15 protein-coding genes are annotated in these 17,267 nt (G+C 73.1%); 6 read left to right on the top strand and 9 right to left on the bottom strand.

Annotated elements, in window-relative coordinates:
• Window positions 1-80: 80 nt before the first annotated feature.
• The 4 genes from CEB94_RS13255 to CEB94_RS13240 form a co-directional block, all read right to left on the bottom strand.
• Entirely contained in the window at window positions 81-923 is an 843-nt protein-coding gene (locus tag CEB94_RS13255) for a maleylpyruvate isomerase family mycothiol-dependent enzyme (protein WP_175432418.1), read from the bottom strand.
• A gap of 73 nt (window positions 924-996) precedes the next feature.
• Window positions 997-1,347 carry a nitrite reductase small subunit NirD gene (gene nirD / locus CEB94_RS13250; protein ID WP_175432417.1) on the bottom strand — a complete coding sequence of 117 codons (351 nt, stop codon included), beginning with the start codon at window positions 1,345-1,347 and terminating at the stop codon, window positions 997-999.
• Window positions 1,344-3,953: a nitrite reductase large subunit NirB gene (gene nirB / locus CEB94_RS13245; protein WP_175432416.1), complete on the bottom strand. Its 2,610-nt coding sequence runs from the start codon at window positions 3,951-3,953 to the stop codon at window positions 1,344-1,346. Before nirB ends, nirD begins: the two co-directional genes overlap by 4 nt.
• A complete protein-coding gene (locus CEB94_RS13240; RefSeq protein ID WP_175432415.1) occupies window positions 3,953-5,170 on the bottom strand; it encodes an NAD(P)/FAD-dependent oxidoreductase in 1,218 nt (405 codons plus the stop codon). The genes nirB and CEB94_RS13240 overlap by 1 nt, the downstream gene beginning before the upstream one ends.
• A gap of 206 nt (window positions 5,171-5,376) precedes the next feature.
• Here CEB94_RS13240 and CEB94_RS13235 point away from each other — a divergent pair, with 206 nt between their 5' ends.
• Complete coding sequence (locus tag CEB94_RS13235) at window positions 5,377-6,159, top strand: sulfite exporter TauE/SafE family protein (RefSeq protein ID WP_175432414.1); 783 nt, start codon at window positions 5,377-5,379, stop codon at window positions 6,157-6,159.
• Here the strand turns inward: CEB94_RS13235 and CEB94_RS13230 are convergent.
• Window positions 6,156-7,049, bottom strand: coding sequence for an NAD(P)-dependent oxidoreductase (locus CEB94_RS13230; RefSeq protein ID WP_175432413.1), 894 nt, complete (start codon window positions 7,047-7,049; stop codon window positions 6,156-6,158). The two genes, CEB94_RS13235 and CEB94_RS13230, sit on opposite strands and share 4 nt — an antisense overlap.
• A gap of 105 nt (window positions 7,050-7,154) precedes the next feature.
• On the opposite strand from CEB94_RS13230, the gene CEB94_RS13225 reads away from it, so the two are divergent.
• Complete coding sequence (locus CEB94_RS13225; protein WP_175432412.1) at window positions 7,155-7,547, top strand: winged helix-turn-helix transcriptional regulator; 393 nt, start codon at window positions 7,155-7,157, stop codon at window positions 7,545-7,547.
• Here CEB94_RS13225 and CEB94_RS13220 read toward each other — a convergent pair.
• On the bottom strand, window positions 7,485-8,162 hold the full coding sequence (locus tag CEB94_RS13220; RefSeq protein ID WP_175432411.1) for a class F sortase: 678 nt from the start codon (window positions 8,160-8,162) through the stop codon (window positions 7,485-7,487). The two genes, CEB94_RS13225 and CEB94_RS13220, sit on opposite strands and share 63 nt — an antisense overlap.
• A 110-nt stretch (window positions 8,163-8,272) precedes the next feature.
• Complete coding sequence (locus tag CEB94_RS13215) at window positions 8,273-8,794, bottom strand: hypothetical protein (protein WP_175432410.1); 522 nt, start codon at window positions 8,792-8,794, stop codon at window positions 8,273-8,275.
• A gap of 269 nt (window positions 8,795-9,063) precedes the next feature.
• Here CEB94_RS13215 and CEB94_RS13210 point away from each other — a divergent pair, with 269 nt between their 5' ends.
• Window positions 9,064-9,681 (top strand): NADPH-dependent FMN reductase, encoded by a 618-nt coding sequence (locus CEB94_RS13210; RefSeq protein WP_175432409.1) that lies wholly within the window; start codon window positions 9,064-9,066, stop codon window positions 9,679-9,681.
• A gap of 66 nt (window positions 9,682-9,747) precedes the next feature.
• Here the strand turns inward: CEB94_RS13210 and CEB94_RS13205 are convergent, their stop codons facing one another.
• Window positions 9,748-10,164, bottom strand: a complete 417-nt coding sequence (locus tag CEB94_RS13205; RefSeq protein ID WP_175432408.1) for a gamma-glutamylcyclotransferase family protein — start codon at window positions 10,162-10,164, stop codon at window positions 9,748-9,750.
• A 139-nt stretch (window positions 10,165-10,303) separates the two neighbouring features.
• On the opposite strand from CEB94_RS13205, the gene CEB94_RS13200 reads away from it, so the two are divergent.
• Window positions 10,304-11,950, top strand: coding sequence for a M4 family metallopeptidase (locus CEB94_RS13200; RefSeq protein WP_175432407.1), 1,647 nt, complete (start codon window positions 10,304-10,306; stop codon window positions 11,948-11,950).
• Between the two features lie 3 nt (window positions 11,951-11,953).
• On the opposite strand, the gene CEB94_RS13195 is transcribed toward CEB94_RS13200, so the two are convergent.
• Window positions 11,954-14,092: a molybdopterin oxidoreductase family protein gene (locus CEB94_RS13195; protein ID WP_175432406.1), complete on the bottom strand. Its 2,139-nt coding sequence runs from the start codon at window positions 14,090-14,092 to the stop codon at window positions 11,954-11,956.
• 370 nt (window positions 14,093-14,462) lie between these two features.
• Between CEB94_RS13195 and CEB94_RS13190 the strand changes: the two genes are divergently transcribed.
• A complete protein-coding gene (locus CEB94_RS13190; RefSeq protein WP_175432405.1) occupies window positions 14,463-15,983 on the top strand; it encodes an amino acid adenylation domain-containing protein in 1,521 nt (506 codons plus the stop codon).
• Window positions 15,980-17,236: a ferredoxin reductase domain-containing protein gene (locus CEB94_RS13185; protein WP_175432404.1), complete on the top strand. Its 1,257-nt coding sequence runs from the start codon at window positions 15,980-15,982 to the stop codon at window positions 17,234-17,236. The genes CEB94_RS13190 and CEB94_RS13185 overlap by 4 nt, the downstream gene beginning before the upstream one ends.
• The last annotated feature ends 31 nt before the right edge of the window (window positions 17,237-17,267 follow it).

Genomic DNA, 17,267 nt, shown 5'->3' with positions numbered 1-17,267 from the left:
GATGAAACGCGAAGTACCCCCGGCGCGGCAGCCGAGTCTGCGAACTCGACAGCAACTCGACAGCACGGCAAGGCAGTTGATCAGTAGACGATCGACACGATCCGGCACACGGCCCCTGCGAGCCGCCGGTCCCCCTCGATCCGGGCCCTCGCGAGGGCGTCGGCCGGCTGGACACCCCGCGTGCACAGCCGCCAGGCGGTCTCCGTGTCCAGCTCCACACCGGCCGCCGGCCGGCCGCCGGGGTCCTGCGCCAGGGACCAGCCCTCCGGCCCGGCGGTCACGGTCCAGGTGCCCCCGCCGGGGCCGGTGACCGTCAGCGCCACCCGTGTGCCGGCCGGGGCGGCGGTGTCCCGCAGGGTGTGGGGCAGGGCCCGCATGAACGTGTCCAGGACCATGGACAGGGCGCGCGGCTCGGTGTCGGTGCCCAGCCCGGCCGCGTGCCGGATCTGCTGGCGGTGGGTCCAGTACTCGGTGAACTCCCGTGCGCAGTCCAGCCACATGGGCGCCGGGTCCACCCCGGCCCAGGACACGCCCAGGGACGGCGCGTCCGGGTCGGCGCGCGCGAAGCGGCGGGCCAGTTCGGTGCCGGCCTCTTCCAGGGCGTCGACGAGCGAGGCCGGGTCCGTGTCCCGGTGGCGGTCGACCCACTCCTGGTTGGCGCGGTGGATGAACGCCTCCAGCGTCTCGCCCGGCGCGAAGGCGCCGAGCTCCCTGCGGCCGAGGCGGGCGCAGTAATCCCCGAGGACGTGTGCGGCGACGTCGTGCACGGTCCAGCCCGGCACGGCCGTCTCGCTCCACTGCCCGGGCCGCAGGCCCCGCAACAGCCCCAGCAGCGCTTCCAGTTCCGGCTCGAACAGCGGGCGGGCGTCGATCGGGGGGCCGAGCCAGGAGAGGCCGGGCCTGTCGTTCGGCTGCGCAACCATGGCCCCAGCCTGCCAGGCGGCAAACGGAAACACCCCTCCGGGGAGGGGCGTTCCGAGCCGGGCGTTCGCGTTCCTACGCGGTGCGCACCTTGTACGTCGCCACCTGTACCGCCTCGTCGTCCAGGCACTGCCCCGACGCCAGGTCGAAGCGCTGCTTCAGCAGGGGCGAGGCGACGAAGGGGCGGCCCTGGTGGGTGCCCGTGAGGCCCCGGGAGAGGACTGCGGCGCCGGTGAAGGGGTCGCGGTTGTCGATGGCGAACAGGTCGCCGGAGCGGTCGCGGAAGATCGCGGCCTGCCGGCCGTCCGGCAGCAGTGCGGCCACCCCGCGGCCCGGGAACAGCGTGCTCAGGTCGCAGACCGTGAACCAGTCGTCGTCCAGGGCGATTTCGATCTTGAGGTCGGTGGTCTCGAGTGCCAGGGTCATCGCTGGGCGCTTCCTTCCAGTACGTCAGCGGCGGGTCGCATGCCGATGGCCAGCAGCGGCAGGTCGGGCTTCATCTGGTCGCGCTCGGGCACGAAGGCGACGACGGGGTCCGGGGTGTCCGGCGCGTTCACGAAGGACACGAACCGGGCGAGCTTCTCGGGGTCGTTGATGGTCTCGGACCACTCGTCGCGGTAGTGCGCGACGTGCGCCTGCATCAGCTGCTCCAGCTCGTCGCAGATGCCGAGCGAGTCGTGCACCACCACGTCCCTCACGTGGTCCAGGCCGCCCGGGATCCGCTCCAGCCAGGTCGAGGTCCGCTCCAGGCGGTCGGCCGTGCGGATGTAGAACATCAGGAACCGGTCGATCAGGCGGACCAGTTCGGCGTCCGACAGGTCCTGCGCGAGCAGGTCCGCGTGGCGGGGCGTGGCGCCGCCGTTGCCGCCGACGTAGAGGTTCCAGCCGTTGGCGGTGGCGATCACGCCGAAGTCCTTCGACTGGGCTTCGGCGCACTCGCGCTGGCAGCCGGAGACGGCCGACTTCAGCTTGTGCGGGGAACGCAGGCCCCGGTAGCGCAGCTCCAGGTCGATCGCCATCCGGACGGAGTCCTGGACGCCGTAGCGGCACCAGGTCTGGCCGACGCAGGACTTCACCGTGCGCAGGGACTTGCCGTAGGCGTGGCCGGACTCGAAGCCGGCGTCCACCAGCCGGGCCCAGATCAGCGGCAGCTGCTCGACGCGGGCGCCGAACATGTCGATCCGCTGGCCGCCGGTGATCTTCGTGTAGAGGCCGAAGTCCCGGGCGATCTCGCCGATCACGATCAGCTTCTCCGGGGCGATCTCGCCGCCGGGGATCCGCGGCACGACCGAGTACGAGCCGTTCTTCTGCAGGTTGGCCAGGAAGTGGTCGTTGGTGTCCTGCAGGGCCGCCTGCTCGCCGTCCAGGACGTAGCCGCTCGCGCCGATCGCCGGGGCGAGGGAGGCGATGATCGAGCCGACGGCCGGCTTGCAGACCTCGCAGCCGTCACCGCCCCGGGCGCCCTCACGGCCGTGACGGTCCAGCAGATCCTGGTAGAAGTTGATGCGCAGGGCGAGGACGATCTCGTACAGCTCCTCGCGGGTCTGCGAGAAGCAGCCGCACAGGCCCTTGTCGACCTCGACGCCGCTCGCCTCCAGCTCGGCGTTGACGAGCTGACCGAGGACCTTGACGCAGGAGCCGCAGCCGGTACCGGCCTTGGTGCACTTCTTCACCTCGGGCACGGTCGTGCACTGGTGGTCGGTGACCGCGCCGCGGATCGCGCCCTTGGAGACGTTGTGGCAGGAGCAGACGATCGCGTCGTCCGGCAGGGCGGAGGGGCCGAGCTGGACGGACTCACCGGCGCCGGCCGGCAGCACGAGCGACTCGGGGGCGACCGGCGGGACCGAGCCGGTGAAGGCCCTCAGCGTGCCGTACGCCTCCGCGTCGCCGACCAGGATGCCGCCGAGCAGCGTGCCGTCGCGGCCGATGACCAGCTTTTTGTACAGGCCCGCGCGGGAGTCGGAGTAGACGACGTCCAGGCAGTCCTCGGCGGTGCCGTGCGCGTCACCGAAGGACGCCACGTCCACGCCGAGCAGCTTCAGCTTGGTGGAGAGGTCCGCGCCGGTGAAGGACGCCTCGTCCGAGGCGATCGTGGCCGCCGCCGTCTCGGCCTGCTCGTAGCCCGGCGCCACCAGGCCGTACACCCGGCCGTCGGAGGCCAGCGCGCACTCGCCGATCGCGAAGACGTGCGGGTCGCAGACCGTACGGCACTGCTCGTCGACGGTGATGCCGCCGCGCTCGCCGACCGTCAGACCGCAGTCGCGGGCCAGCTGGTCGCGGGGGCGGACACCGGCGGAGAAGACCACCATGTCGGCGGCGAGTTCGGAGCCGTCGGAGAGCTTCATGCCGGTGACGGCGCCCTCGGAGTCGACCAGGATCTCCTGCGTGCCCACGCCTGTGTGGACGCTCAGGCCCATCTCCTCGATGGTGCGCAGCAGCGCGGCGCCGCCGCCGTCGTCCACCTGGACGGGCATCAGCCGGGGCGCGAACTCCACGATGTGGGAGGTGAGTCCGAGGCCCTTCAGCGCCCCCGCGGCCTCCAGTCCGAGCAGACCGCCGCCGACCACGGCACCCACTTGGGCCTTGCTCTTCGCGTACGCCTCGATCGCGAACAGGTCCTCGATCGTGCGGTAGACGAAACAGCCCTCGGCGTCCTTGCCCGGGACGGGCGGGACGAAGGGGTAGGAGCCGGTGGCGAGGACGAGGGTGTCGTACTCGAAGACCTCACCGGACCTGGCGGTGACCTTCTTCGCCTCGCGGTCGATGGTCTGCGCGGGATCGCCGACGTACAGCTCGATGCCGTGCGTGCTGATGAACTCCATGTCCGTCATGGACAGGTCCTCGGGGGTCTTCCCCGAGAAGTACGAGGTGAGGGCGACGCGGTCGTAGGCCGGGCGCGGCTCCTCGCAGAGTACGACCACGCGGTGCGTGGCGGTCAGGCCGCGTTCGGCGAGCGCTTCGAGGAAGCGCTGGCCGACCATGCCGTGGCCGACGAGCACGATCGTGGGGGTCGCCCCCGGGGTGGCCGTCATCAGGAGCCTCCATCGTTGGTGAGCAGGTGGAGCAGCGGGCCGCCGTCGGAGGGGAGCGGCTCTGCTCCCTCCCAGGCGCGGGCGAGCGCGCCGACGGTGCCGAGTTCGCCGACGAGGACCCCGCCGACCAGGCGGTCGTCGCGGACGACGACCTTGCGGTAGGTGCCGCGGGTGGCGTCGGCGAGCTGGACGACGTCGTCGCCCGGCAGCGCCTCGGTCTCCCCGAACGCGGCGAGGTCGAAGGGGCTGTCGTGCCCGTTCAGCGTGAGCCGGGTCAGGGAGCGTGTGCCGGTGTAGCGGGCGTCCGCGTCACCGGCGAGCAGCTGTGCGAGCGCGTCGGCCTGTTCGAGCGCCGGAGTGGCGAGGCCGTACAGGACGCCGTCGTGCTGAGCGCAGTCGCCGATCGCGTGGATGTACGGGTCGGAGGTGCGCAGCTCGTCGTCGACGACGACGCCCTTGCGGACCTCGAGTCCCGCGGCCTGCGCGAGACCGACCCGGGGGTGGACCCCGCAGGCGACGACCACCAGGTCGGCGTCGAGCGCGTACCCGTCGGCCATCTCCACGGAGCGGACCGCGCCGCCGACGCAGCGCACGTCCCGTACGCGGCACTCGGTGTGCACCTCGACGCCCAGGTCGGTCAGGTGCCGCTTGACGAGCTTCGACGCGGCCGGGTCGAGCTGGCGCTCCATCAGCCGCTCGGACTGCTGGGCGAGCACGACCTGGGCGCCGCGCAGGGCGAGCGCCCGCGCCGCGGAGACCCCGAGGAGACCGCCGCCGACCACGACGGCCCGCGCCCCCGGCCGGACCGCCTTCGACAGCCCCAGGCAGTCGTCCATGGTCCGGAACGCGTGGACGCCCTCGGGAAGTTCGTGATTCTCGGTGAACAGCCCGCGCAGCGGCGGCAGTACGGCGTTGGAGCCGGTCGCGAGGACGAGCCGGTCGTATGCGATCACCGCCCCGTCCGCGCACGTCACGGTCCGCTGCCCGCGGTCGACACCGAGGACCCGGCCGCGCATCATCCGGGCCGGCGCCGGCAGGGCGATCACCTCGGGGCTGTACCGTCCGGCCAGCACCTCGGCGAGCAGCACCCGGTTGTACGGCGGGTGCTCCTCCTCGCCGATCAGCAGCGCGGGCGTGCCGAGCTCACCGAGCCGCCGGGCGAGCCGTACGCCCGCCAGGCCGGTGCCGATCACCACCACACGCTCATTCGAGGTCATGCACTCGAGCGTGCGGTGCCGGTGTTACCCGGCAGCATCACCTCTGTTTCCCGCGGGGAACGCTGCCCTCAGCGGGGAGGGGCGGTGGGTGTGAGGGTTCCCGAGGTGCGGCGACGGCGGGCTGTGAGGGTTCCTGAAGTGCGGCGACGGCGGGCTGTGAGGGACGTCGCACCGGTGTCGCACCGGCCTCGCATAGGGTCGCGATCATGCCCGACATATCGCTGACCGTGATCGTCCTGCTCTGCGTCGCGGCCCTCGCCGCCGGCTGGATCGACGCCGTGGTCGGCGGGGGCGGCCTCCTGCTGCTGCCGGTGCTGCTGCTCGGACTGCCGGCGAACACGCCCGCCGCGCACGCGCTGGGCACCAACAAGGCCGTCGCCATCGTCGGCACCACGGGCGCGGCCGTGACGTACGCCCGCAAGGCCCCGGTGGACGTCGGCACCGCCGTCCGCATCGGACTGGCCGCCCTCGCCGGATCCTCCGCGGGGGCCTTCTTCGCGGCCGGGATGAGCACCGAGGTCCTCAAGCCGGTGATCATGGTGGTGCTGCTCGGGGTCGCCGCCTTCGTGATCCTGCGCCCCGCCTTCGGCACGGCCCCCGCGACCGGCCCGGCCACCCGCCGGCAGATCCTCGCCGCGATCGGCCTCGCCGGCCTCGGCATCGGCTTCTACGACGGCCTCATCGGCCCCGGCACCGGCACCTTCCTGGTCCTCGCGCTCACCGCCGTCCTCCATCTCGACCTCGTCACGGCCTCCGCCACCGCCAAGATCGTCAACTGCTGCACCAACGCGGGCGCGCTGGCCACCTTCGCCTGGCAGGGCGCGGTCCTGTGGCAACTGGCCGCCCTGATGGCCGTCTTCAACCTGGCGGGCGGCACCCTCGGCGCCCACACGGCCCTCAAGCAGGGCAGCGGCTTCGTCCGCGTCGTACTGCTGACGGTCGTCTTCGCCCTGGTGGGGAACCTCGCGTACGAGCAGTGGCTCGCCTAGCGCCCTCGCAGGTCCAGCAGCTCGACCATCCCCGTCCCGTCCTCCTCCCCGTGCCCCTGGGCGAGCCTGCGCCCCATCAGTTCCACGTACGGCGTCAGCAGCTCCGGGCTGACCCGCTGCTCCTCGGCCGTGCGCAGCAGGGTCGTGTTGCCCGCGGCCTGCATGGCGAGGTTGGAGACGACGTTCCGGGTGTAGTCGCCGCTCTGGAGCTGGTCGGCGCTCTGGTGCACGGCCGGGGCCATCGCGGTCAGCCAGTCCGCGAGCAGCGGTGCGAAGTCCTTCGGTGCGATGTCCTCCGGGCGGATCAGCGCGAAGGCGTGGGTGATGCCCGCGAACATGCCGCTCATCGCGCTCAGCAGCGCCACGTCGTGCAGCGCGGCGAACCCCGGGTCGGCCCCGACATAGTGGGTGCCGGCCGGGACGGCGAGGGTGTCGCGGTGTTCCTCGAACAGCTCGGGGGAGCCGCTGTAGAAGACGTAGCCGCCGGAGTCCGGGGCGCCGATCATCGGCGGGACGGCCATGATCCCGGCGTCCAGGAAGCGGGCGCCGCGCGCCTCGGCCCAGGCGGCGCGGGCACGGCCCTGGCCCGGGGTGCCGGTCGTCAGGTTCACCAGATCCCGCCCGGCGAGACCGGCCCCGTCCAAGGCCTCGCTCACGGAGGCGTCGTCGAGCAGGCAGGCGATCACGAGCCGGTTCGCGGCCACCGCCTCCGCGGCGGTCCGGGCCACCGTGGCGCCCTCGGCGGCGAGGGGCTCGGCACGGGCGGCGGTGCGGTTCCAGACGGTCACCTCGTGCCCGGCGGCCAGCCAGACGCGGGCGAGGGCGGTGCCCATGGCACCGGTACCGAGCAGAGTGAGAGGGGTACGGGAAGCAACTGCGGTGTCGGTCATGGCGTTTAGGCTCGTCGTAGAGGAAGCCCCTGCTCAAGTACGTACTTCGAAGTGGGTGGTTACCTCGGGGGAAGGGTCCAGGCAGCAGGAGGGCGAGGGATGGGCATGGGGACGACAGGACGGCGGCCGGGGGCGTACGTGTGCGGGACCGACGCCGCGATGGACGTCATCGGCGGCAAGTGGAAGGTGCTGATCCTCTGGGCGCTGAACGAGCGGCCGTGCCGCTTCGGGGAACTGCGCCGCGAGCTGCCGGGCGTCACCGAGAAGGTGCTCGCCTCGCACCTGCGGCAGATGGAGGCCGACGGCCTGGTGCACCGTGAGGCGTACGACGAGGTGCCGCCGCGGGTGGAGTACTCGCTGACGGCCCGGGGCGCGTCCCTGAACGAGGCGCTGGAGCCGCTGGGCGCCTGGGGGAGGGCCAACATCCTCGGTGGGTCACCGGCTGCCGGTCAGGTGGGCGAAGACGACGACGTTCCCCTGGTAACCGGTGCCGCGTGAGTAGCCGCCGCCGCACGTGATGACCCGCAGCTCGGGGCGGTGGGCCGCGCCGTAGACCTTCGCGTCGGGGAAGTCCTTCGCGGCGTACGCCTCGACGGCGTCCACGGTGAACACCGCGACGCCGCCGTCCCGCCGGTCCACCTCGATCGTGCTGCCCTTGGCGAGGGCACCGAGGTCGTAGAAGACGGCGGGGCCGTCGGCGTTGTCGACATGGCCGGCGACGATCGCGGTTCCCCGCTCGCCGGGGGTCGTGCCGGCCTCGTACCAGCCGGCGAGGTTCTCGTCCGCGGCGGGCGGTACGTCGAGGCTGCCGGTCTTCGTCAGGCCCAGCCCGGTCAGCGGCGCGTTCACCCGGATCGCCGGGATGCGGATGCGGTCGGGCGGCGAGGGCGGCAGCGCGGGCACGCCGGGCCGCTCACCGGCGCGGCCGTCCAGCCCCGCCCGCTCGTCCAGCCCGGCCCGGGCCTGCGCGGCGGACGGCTGCGGCGGGGCGTGCGTCCCGGCCCCGTCGCGCAGCAGCCACACCCCGGAGCACAGGGCGAACACCGTCACGGCCGCCATGGCCGCGTTCGCGGGATTGCGGACGCCGCTGCCGAACCTGCGGAACCTGCGCATACCCACCCTTTTCTGATCCGGCCCCGTGCCCCCCTCCGGGCCGCGAGGGGCGTCGGACCCGGAGGGGGAGGGGACATGCGGTACCGGCGACGGACAGCGGAGGGTGTCCGTCAGATCCCGTCGCCTCTCGCCCGGCGATGCAGGAGCCAGGTACCGCCCGCGGCGGCGACGGCGAGAGCCGCCACACCGGCCGCGGTCTGCACGGGGTCGGGGCCCAGGGCGCCGCCGACCCCCGTCTTCACACTCCCCCGGGGATGGACCTGCTCGCGCACCGGCGTCAGCGTGACCACCAGGTCCCCGGTGATCCGCCGGCCGCTGCCGCCGCAGGTCGCGGTGATCTCGTACGTTCCCGGCTGCGCGCTCGGCGGCACCCTGAACCGCCCGCTCGCCTCCTGCCCGTGCGCGTCCGGCGCCAGGCTGAGGGAACCCGCCCCGACCGCGCCGGCGTCACCCGTCGCCGAGCCGCCGTCGCCGCAGGCCGCCGTGCGTACCGTGACCTGACCGCCGGGCACGACCGAGGCCGGGGACACCTCCAGGCCGCCGGCGGACGCGCCGAACGCGGGGGCGGCGGCGAGAGCCGCGGCGGCGACGGCGAGCGCGGTACCGGTCAGCGGCCGGGCGGTACGTCGCATCGGTGCTCCTTCGAGCGGTTCGGTCTGCGCCTGCCCTTCCGAGGTAACGGGCAGCGGGACGGCCGCGCTTGCTGAGGGGGCGTCAGAATTGGGATGAACGGGTGGGTAGGCAGGGATGAACCGGCGGTGCCCCGCAGCCGTTTCGGCAGGTCACGGGTGTCTGGACGGGCAGGAGGCGAAATTACGCGGGGCGCGCGTGTGAACGGGTGACCCGGGTGTGCGCACCGGTGCTTGACCTCAAGAATGGTTGAGGTACGAGGCTGTGCCGCATGAAGACAACCGCTACCGATCCAGCCGCCCCTCAGCAGACCGCCGCCGACCAGCTCCGGCTGACCCTCGTCGTGGGCAGCAACCGGCACGGCCGCTTCGGCCCCGTCGTCGCCGACTGGCTCCTCGGCCGCGTCCGGGACCGGGACGACCTGGTCGCCGAGGTCGTGGACGTCGCGGAGGCCGCGCTGCCCATGTCCCTCGAACCGACCCCGGAGGCGACCGCCGCGCTGTCCGGCATCACCCCGAAGCTGGCCCGCGCCGACGCGTTCGTGGTCCTCACCCCCGAGTACAACCACTCCTTCCCGGCGGGCCTGAAGAACCTCGTCGACTGGCACTTCACCGAATGGCAGGCCAAGCCCGTCGGACTCGTCTCCTACGGCGGCCTGGCCGGTGGCCTGCGCGCCGCGGAGCACCTGCGTCAGGTCTTCGCGGAGCTCCACGCCGTGACGGTCCGCGACACCGTCTCCTTCCACAACGCCGGCGCCTCCTTCGACGACCGGGGCGCCCTGCGTGACCCGTCCGGCCCGGACGCGGCGGCGAAGACCATGCTGGACCAACTGGTGTGGTGGGGCCACGCGTTGCGGGAGGCCCGGGGGAGGCGGCCGTACACGGGCTGACCCCGCTTCAGACACACCTGACCTTCGCGCCGGGCCTCTCCCGTGAGGCCCTTCGCACCGGCCCCCTCACACCCGCGCCCGCCAGTCCCCGCCCGCGATCGCCCGCCCCCGGGCCCGCAGCCGCGCGGCGACGGCGGGCGCGGCCACGTACACCCACGCCCGCACGGCCGCCCCGTCGGTCTCCCGTACGACCTTCCGCTCGACGCGCAGGTACAGGCTGCGCGGATCCCCCGGCACGTACTCCTCCAGCCGGTCCAGCTCGGCGAGCAGCTCCTCGTACGCGTCCGGTGACGCGGTCACCAGCTCCCCGCTGACCACGCCGCCGCCCGGCTCCTCGACCGCGTACGGGTAGCCCGGCCCCGCGTACAGCACCGCGTCCGCGAGCCTCCCCGGCTCCTCGGAGCGGGTGCGGCCACGCAGGAAGAGGCCGTGGTTGACCTCCCCCGGACGGAGGGTGCCGTAGACGAAGAAAGGGAGGGTCACAGGAACGATTCTGCACCCTCACACTCCTCCACAGCGGGGCTATGGACATGCCATGTCCGTGCCGACTTGACTCGCGGTCAACATCAACGCCGCCCCCGGTCGACCCCACGCGACCGGGTGCGCCCGTATGAGGAGACCGATGAGTCGGATACGTCAGGTCCGCGGTTCCCGTTTCGCCCTCGCCGGTGTGGCCGTCACCGGTACCACCGCCCTGCTGGCCGCCGTTCTCTCCCCGGTCGCCGGCGCTGCGGACCAGCCGACCAGGTCGGGCGCGATCGAGGACGCGGAGGCGGTGCTCGCGGACCGGGCCGGAGCCCTGGGCCTCACCTCGGCCCAGGAGACGGAGGTCCGGGACGTCGTCGTCGACGAGGACGGCACCCGGCACGTCCGCTACGACCGCACCTACCACCGGCTCCCGGTCCTCGGCGGCGACTTCGTGCTCCACCTGAACCCGGACGGCACGTACCGCGGCACGAGCCGCGCGACGAAGTCCGCGCTCTCCCTGGCCGGCGTCACCCCGAAGGTGGCCGCCCCGAAGGCCGCCGACCTCGCGGCGAACCTGCTGCGCGCCGCGCACCTCGGCGAGACCCTGAAGAAGCTGACCGCCAAGCCGCGGCTGGTCGTCGACGCCCTGCACGGCGCCCCGAAGCTGGCCTGGCAGACCGACGCGGTGGCACACGACGAGCTCGGCAACCCGGTCGGGCGCACGGTGCTGACCGACGCGACCACCGGCGCCCGGATCGACGCCTGGGACTCCATGGAGTCGGCGTCGGGCGACGGCAAGTCCCTCTACGGCGGCACGGTCCCGCTGGAGACGACGGCGTCCGGCTCGTCGTACCGGCTGAAGGACGCGACGCGCGGCGGCACGTACACCGGCGACGCGGAGAACAAGACGGACCAGTGCCTGCTGACCGTCTGTCTGACCCGAGCCCCCGCCACGGTGTTCACGGACGCCGACAACCACTGGGGCACGGGCGCGACCGCCGACCGGTCCACGGTGGCGGTGGACGCCCAGTACGGCACCGACGTCACCTGGGACTACTACAAGAAGGTGCACGGCCGCGACGGCATCGCCGGCGACGGCAAGGGCTCCTTCAACCGCGTCCACTACGGCAAGGCCTACAACAACGCCTTCTGGGACGACAACTGCTTCTGCATGACGTACGGCGACGGCGACGGCAAGGTGATGGGCCCGCTGGTGTCGCTGGACGTCGCCGGGCACGAGATGTCCCACGGCGTGACGTCCAAGACGGCGGCGCTGACGTACTCGGGCGAGTCCGGCGGCCTGAACGAGGCCACGTCGGACGTCTTCGGCACGCTGGTGGAATTCCACGCGGCCAACGCCGAGGACCGGGGCGACTGGCTCATCGGCGAGAAGGTCGTCCGCTCCGGCCTCGGCCGCCAGGCCCTGCGCTTCATGGACAAGCCGTCCAGGGACGGGAAGTCGGCGGACTGCTGGAGCGAGGGGCTGGCCGACCTCGACGTGCACTACTCCTCCGGCGTCGGCAACCACTTCGCCTACCTGCTCGCCGAGGGCAGCGGCAAGAAGACCCTCAACGGCGTCGGCTACGACTCCCCGACCTGCGACGGCTCCACGGTGACCGGCATCGGCCGGCCCAAGCTGGGCAAGATCTGGTACCGCGCGCTGACGGTCTACATGACGTCCTCGACGGACTACGCGGACGCCCGCACGGCGACCCTGAACGCGGCGAAGGACCTCTACGGCGCCGCCGGCCCCGAGCAGAAGGCGGTGGCGGCGGCCTGGAACGCGGTCGCCGTGCGCTGACTCCTACCGCCGGACCGCCTCCAGCCGTACCGCGCACGCCTTGAACTCCGGCATCCGGGACGTCGGGTCGAGCGCGGGGTTGGTGAGGGTGTTGGCGCGGCCCTCGCCCGGCCAGTGGAAGGGCATGAAGACCGTGTCGGGCCGGATGGCGTTCGTGATCCTCGCGGGCGCCACGGCCCGGCCCCGCCGCGACACGACGGCCACCGGATCCCCCTCGGCGGCTCCGAGCCGGGCCGCCAGCCGGGGGTGCAGCTCCACGAACGGCCCGGGGGCGGCGGCGTTCAGCTCGGCCACGCGCCGGGTCTGCGCCCCGGACTGGTACTGCGCCACGACCCGCCCGGTGGTGAGCAGCACGGGGTATTCCTCGTCCGGTTCCTCGGCGATCGCACGGTGCGAGACGGGGACGAACCGCGCCCGGCCGTCCGCCGTGGCGAAACGGTCGAGGAAGAGCCGGGGCGTGCCCGGGTGCACGCCCGGTGTCTGCCCGGCGGGGGCGTCGGGAAGGGTGTCCGCGCCCTCTCCGGCCGCCTCCACGGCCGCCGGACACGGCCAGAACACCCCGTCCTCCTCCACCAGCCTGCGGTACGTGATCCCCGAGTAGTCCGCCGCCCCGCCCGCCGACGCGCGGCGCAGTTCCTCGAAGACCTCCTCCGGGTCGGTCGGGAAGCCCTTCTCCACGCCCAGCCGGGCGGCGAGTTCGTGCAGCACCTCCAGGTCGCTGCGGATGCCCTCGGGCGGGGTGATCGCCCGGCGCCGCAGCAGGACCCTGCCCTCCAGGTTCGTCGTCGTGCCCGTCTCCTCGGCCCACTGGGTGACCGGCAGGACCACGTCCGCGAGCGCCGCCGTCTCCGACAGCACCACGTCACAGACCGCCAGGAAGTCCAGCGACCGGATGCGCTCCTCGATGTGCGCGGCCCGCGGCGCCGACACCACCGGGTTGGACGCCATCAGCAGCAGCGACCTGATGTCGGTGCCCAGCGCGTCCAAAAGCTCGTACGCGCTGCGCCCCGGGCCGGGCAGGCTGTCCGGGTCGACACCCCACACCCCGGCGACATGCGCCCGCGCGGCCGGGTCGTCGAGCTTGCGGTAGCCCGGCAACTGGTCGGCCTTCTGCCCGTGTTCGCGCCCGCCCTGCCCGTTGCCCTGGCCGGTCAGACAGCCGTACCCGGACAGCGGGCGGCCCGCCCGGCCGGTCGCCAGGCACAGGTTGATCCACGCGCCGACCGTGTCCGTGCCCTTGGACTGCTGCTCGGGTCCCCGGGCGGTGAGCACCATCGCCGACTCCGGCTCGCAGAACAGTCGTACGGTCTCCCGGAGTTCGGGAACGGACACCCCCGTGATCCGCTCCACGTACTCCGGCCAGTGCGCCATCGCCGCCGCCCGCGCGTCCTCCCAGCCGGCCGTGCGCTCCCGCACGTACTCCTCGTCCACCCGCCCCTCGGCGATCACCAGGTGCAGCAGACCCAGGGCGAGGGCCAGATCCGTGCCCGGCCGGGGCGCCAGGTGCAGGTCCGCGTGTTCGGCGGTCTTCGTGCGGCGCGGGTCGATGACGATCAGCGTGCCGCCGTTCTCCTTCAGCTCGGTGAAGAACCGCAGCGCCGGCGGCATGGTCTCCGCGAGGTTCGACCCGACCAGGATCACGCAGCCGGACTTCGGGATGTCCTCCAGCGGGAAGGGCAGCCCGCGGTCCAGCCCGAACGCCTTGATGCCGGCCGCCGCCGCCGACGACATGCAAAAACGCCCGTTGTAGTCGATCTGGGACGTGCCGAGCACGACCCGCGCGAACTTGCCGAGCGTGTACGCCTTCTCGTTCGTCAGCCCGCCTCCGCCGAACACGCCGACCGCGTCCGGCCCGTACCGCGCGCGCGTGCCGCCCAGCCCCGCGGCGATCCGGTCCAGCGCCTCGTCCCAGGAGGCGGGCACCAGCGAGCCGCCCTCGTCGCGCACCAACGGGGAGTTCAGACGGGCCTCGCGCGCGAGCACCGCCGCCGCCGTACGGCCCTTGCCGCACAGCGCGCCCCTGTTCACCGGGAAATCCGCGCGCTCGCTCACCTCGACGGTCCCGTCCGGCACGGGCGTCAGGTTCATCCCGCACTGCAGGGCGCAGTACGGGCAGTGCGTGGGCGTCACGGTGCTCTGCATACCGTTCAGCGTGCGTCGGCCGTGTTACGCCCGGGACGGTTCCCTGTTACGCGGCCGGGACGGCAACCTCCCCGCCACCGCCCCGCCCGCGTGAGGCACACGCCTGCCCACCTTCAGGTCGTCGCCGACCGGCACTGACGTTGCCCCTGGGACCAGAAACGCCACATGTGGCTCATTGCGTTCCTTTCTTGGCCGATCCAACCTCGTTGAGAGTTGAAGCAGCCGCACTACGCTCTCGCTACGCGCAGCGCTCGCACGACTCCGCACGGCGTTCGACACCCGGGCATGCCCGCCGCTCACGGCTGCATCCACCCGCGGCTCCGCCGCAGGTGGCAATCCGACCTCGAAACAGCCAGGAGGCCACCCGACCATGCCTCTGCGCCACTTGACCCCCCACGACCAGCGGCTCTTCCGGCAGTACGGCCGGGGCCCGACCGTCCCCGTCCCCGACCCGCTCCTGCACCACGCCGTCGCCCGGCACGCCACGGCCACCCCGCACGCCATGGCCGCCGAGCACCAGGGCGCCCGCATCACCTACGGCGAGCTCGACCGGCACGCCGGCGCCCTCGCCGCCCGCCTGGTCCGCGAGGGCGTCCGCCCCGGCGACCACGTCGGCCTGTTCGTCCGCCGCTCGATCCCGATGCTGGTCGGCCTGCTCGGCATCCTGAAGGCCGGCGCCGCCTACGTCCCGCAGGACATCGGCCTCACGCCCCCGGCCCAGCTCACCCACGTCATCCGCACCGCCCGGACCCGGGTCGTCCTCACAGTCGCCGAGCACGCCCACCGCGTGCCCCTGCCGGACGGCCATCTGCTGCTCCCGCTCGACGAGCCACTGCCGTACGCCCCGCCCCCGCGCGTCCGGGTCACCGGCGACGACGGCTGCTACGTCCTGTTCACCTCCGGCACCACCGGCCACCCCAACGGCGTGAAGGTCACCCACCGCAACGTCGCCAACCTCCTGCTCACCGCCCCGGGCGGCCTGGGCGTCCGGCCCGGCGACCGGGTCGCCCAGCTCCTCAACATCGCCTTCGACATGGCCGCCTGGGAGATCCTCGGCTGCCTCACCCAGGGCGGCACGCTCCTCATCCGCGGCAAGGACCCCGCCGCCGCGGCCCGCACGGCGGACGTGATCGTCGCGACGCCGACCGTGCTGTCCGGCCTCGACCCGGCCGCCTGCCCGCGGGTGCGCACGGTCGCCGTCGCCGGGGAGCCCTGCCCGCGCCCGCTGGCCGACCGGTGGGCCCGGCACGCCGCCTTCTTCAACGGCTGCGGCCCGACGGAGACGACGATCGTCAACACGATGAGCCGCCACGACCCGTCCGCCCCACTGCTCACCATCGGCCGCCCCACGCCCAACAACACGGTCTACGTCCTCGACGCCGACCGCCGCCCCCTGCCCGTCGGCGAGCCCGGCGAGATGTGGGCCGGCGGCGACTGCGTCTCCGCCGGCTACCTCGGCGACGACGCCCTCAACGCCGAGCGCTACGCCCCCGACCCGTTCCTCGGCGGTGGCCGCCGCATGTTCCGCACCCGCGACCTCGGCCGCTGGACCCCCGGGGGCGAGCTGGAGCACCTGGGCCGCACCGACGACCAGGTCAAGGTGCGCGGCTTCCGCGTCGAGCTGGACTCCGTCTCCTCGGTCCTGGAGTCGGCCGCCGGCTGCACCCGGGCCGTCACCCTGAAACGCGACGCCCGCACCCTGGTCTCCTTCGTCTGCCCGGCGGATGTCGACCCGGAGGCGGCACGCCGCGCGGTCGCGGACGCCCTGCCCTACTACTGCGTCCCCGAGCAGGTCCTGCCGCTGGCCTTCCTCCCCGGGACCGACCGCGGCAAGGTCGACAAACAGGCGCTGCTGCACATGATCGAGGAGCGCGTGGCGGTGGCGCGATGACCACGTCCCCTCCTCGGACCCACCCGGGCACCGGCGCACTCCCGCCGCTCCTCCCCGCCCACCGCCGCCTCCTCAAGCACCCCCGGCTGATGCACTACAACCGCTTGGCGGCCCTGGTCCTGCTGGCCAACGCGGCCTTCGCGGCGACCGCTTGGCCGCTGTCCGCGCCCACCCTCGGGCACGCGGCCCTCGCCAACCTCGCCCTCGCCGTCCTCGTACGCCAGCAGTACGTTGTCAACCTGCTGTTCCGGCTGGCGACTTCGGCGCCGACGAGCTGGCCGCTGCGGGTCCGCTGGACGCTCGGCAAGGTGTACCACTTCGGCGGACTGCACGTCGGCGGGGCGCTGGCGGGCACGGCCTGGTTCCTGGCGCTGACGATCACCACGCCGAGCGGCCCCCTCATGGCCGTGGGCTGGACGCTGATCGCCCTCCTCGCGCTCGTCATCGCCACCGCCCTGCCGCCCTTCCGCTCCCGCCACCACGACCACTTCGAGAAGATCCACCGCTTCGGCGGCTGGGCGGCCCTGGCCCTGTTCTGGACGCACACGCTGCTGTCGTCGCCGGGCCCCTGGGAGGTCGGCGTGCTCGCGCTGGTCACCTTCAGCGTCGCCCTGCCCTGGCTGCGGCTGCGCAAGGTGAACGTCCGCCTCGAACGCCCCTCCTCCCACGTCGTCCTGGCCCGCTTCGACCACGGCGAGACCCCCTTCGCGGGTTCCTCCACCGCGATCAGCCGCCACCCGCTGAAGGAATGGCACTCCTTCGCCAACGTCCCCACCCCCGGCGAGTCCGGCTTCCGGCTCACGATCTCCCGGGCCGGCGACTGGACCGGCTCCTTCATCGACGACCTGCCCGAGCGGATATGGGTCAAGGGCATCACCACGGCCGGCGTCGCCAACATCGAGGTCCTGTTCACCAAGGTGGTCTACGTCGCCACCGGCAGCGGCATCGGCCCCTGCCTGCCCCACCTGCTCGCCGCCCAGGTGCCCTCCCGACTGGTCTGGGCGACCCGCGACCCCCGAGCCACCTACGGCGACGCCCTGGTCGACGAGATCCTCGCCGTCCAGCCGCACGCCCTGGTCTGGGACACCTCCCGGCACGGCAAACCCGACATGATGCGCCTCGCCCACGAGGCCTACCGGGACTCCGGCGCGGAGGCGGTCATCTGCATCTCCAACAAGAAGCTGACCTGGCAGGTGGTCCACGGCCTGGAACGGCGGGGCATCCCGGCGTACGGCGCGATCTGGGACTCGTGACCTCGACTCGTCATCGCTTGGAAGGAGAAGA

The sequence above is a fragment of the Streptomyces hawaiiensis genome (assembly GCF_004803895.1).
Classification (GTDB): domain Bacteria; phylum Actinomycetota; class Actinomycetes; order Streptomycetales; family Streptomycetaceae; genus Streptomyces; species Streptomyces hawaiiensis.
The sequence above is the reverse complement of the archived record's forward strand: the minus strand, read 5'-3'. Positions and strand labels throughout refer to the sequence as shown.

What these genes read in the sequence shown, in the direction of transcription:
- CEB94_RS13255 (WP_175432418.1), bottom strand. Translation starts at nt 923, where the DNA reads ATGGTTGCGCAGCCGAACGACAGGCCCGGCCTCTCCTGGCTCGGCCCC.
- nirD (WP_175432417.1), bottom strand. Translation starts at nt 1,347, where the DNA reads ATGACCCTGGCACTCGAGACCACCGACCTCAAGATCGAAATCGCCCTG.
- nirB (WP_175432416.1), bottom strand. Translation starts at nt 3,953, where the DNA reads ATGACGGCCACCCCGGGGGCGACCCCCACGATCGTGCTCGTCGGCCAC.
- CEB94_RS13240 (WP_175432415.1), bottom strand. Translation starts at nt 5,170, where the DNA reads ATGACCTCGAATGAGCGTGTGGTGGTGATCGGCACCGGCCTGGCGGGC.
- CEB94_RS13235 (WP_175432414.1), top strand. Translation starts at nt 5,377, where the DNA reads ATGCCCGACATATCGCTGACCGTGATCGTCCTGCTCTGCGTCGCGGCC.
- CEB94_RS13230 (WP_175432413.1), bottom strand. Translation starts at nt 7,049, where the DNA reads ATGACCGACACCGCAGTTGCTTCCCGTACCCCTCTCACTCTGCTCGGT.
- CEB94_RS13225 (WP_175432412.1), top strand. Translation starts at nt 7,155, where the DNA reads ATGGGGACGACAGGACGGCGGCCGGGGGCGTACGTGTGCGGGACCGAC.
- CEB94_RS13220 (WP_175432411.1), bottom strand. Translation starts at nt 8,162, where the DNA reads ATGCGCAGGTTCCGCAGGTTCGGCAGCGGCGTCCGCAATCCCGCGAAC.
- CEB94_RS13215 (WP_175432410.1), bottom strand. Translation starts at nt 8,794, where the DNA reads ATGCGACGTACCGCCCGGCCGCTGACCGGTACCGCGCTCGCCGTCGCC.
- CEB94_RS13210 (WP_175432409.1), top strand. Translation starts at nt 9,064, where the DNA reads ATGAAGACAACCGCTACCGATCCAGCCGCCCCTCAGCAGACCGCCGCC.
- CEB94_RS13200 (WP_175432407.1), top strand. Translation starts at nt 10,304, where the DNA reads ATGAGTCGGATACGTCAGGTCCGCGGTTCCCGTTTCGCCCTCGCCGGT.
- CEB94_RS13195 (WP_175432406.1), bottom strand. Translation starts at nt 14,092, where the DNA reads ATGCAGAGCACCGTGACGCCCACGCACTGCCCGTACTGCGCCCTGCAG.
- CEB94_RS13190 (WP_175432405.1), top strand. Translation starts at nt 14,463, where the DNA reads ATGCCTCTGCGCCACTTGACCCCCCACGACCAGCGGCTCTTCCGGCAG.
- CEB94_RS13185 (WP_175432404.1), top strand. Translation starts at nt 15,980, where the DNA reads ATGACCACGTCCCCTCCTCGGACCCACCCGGGCACCGGCGCACTCCCG.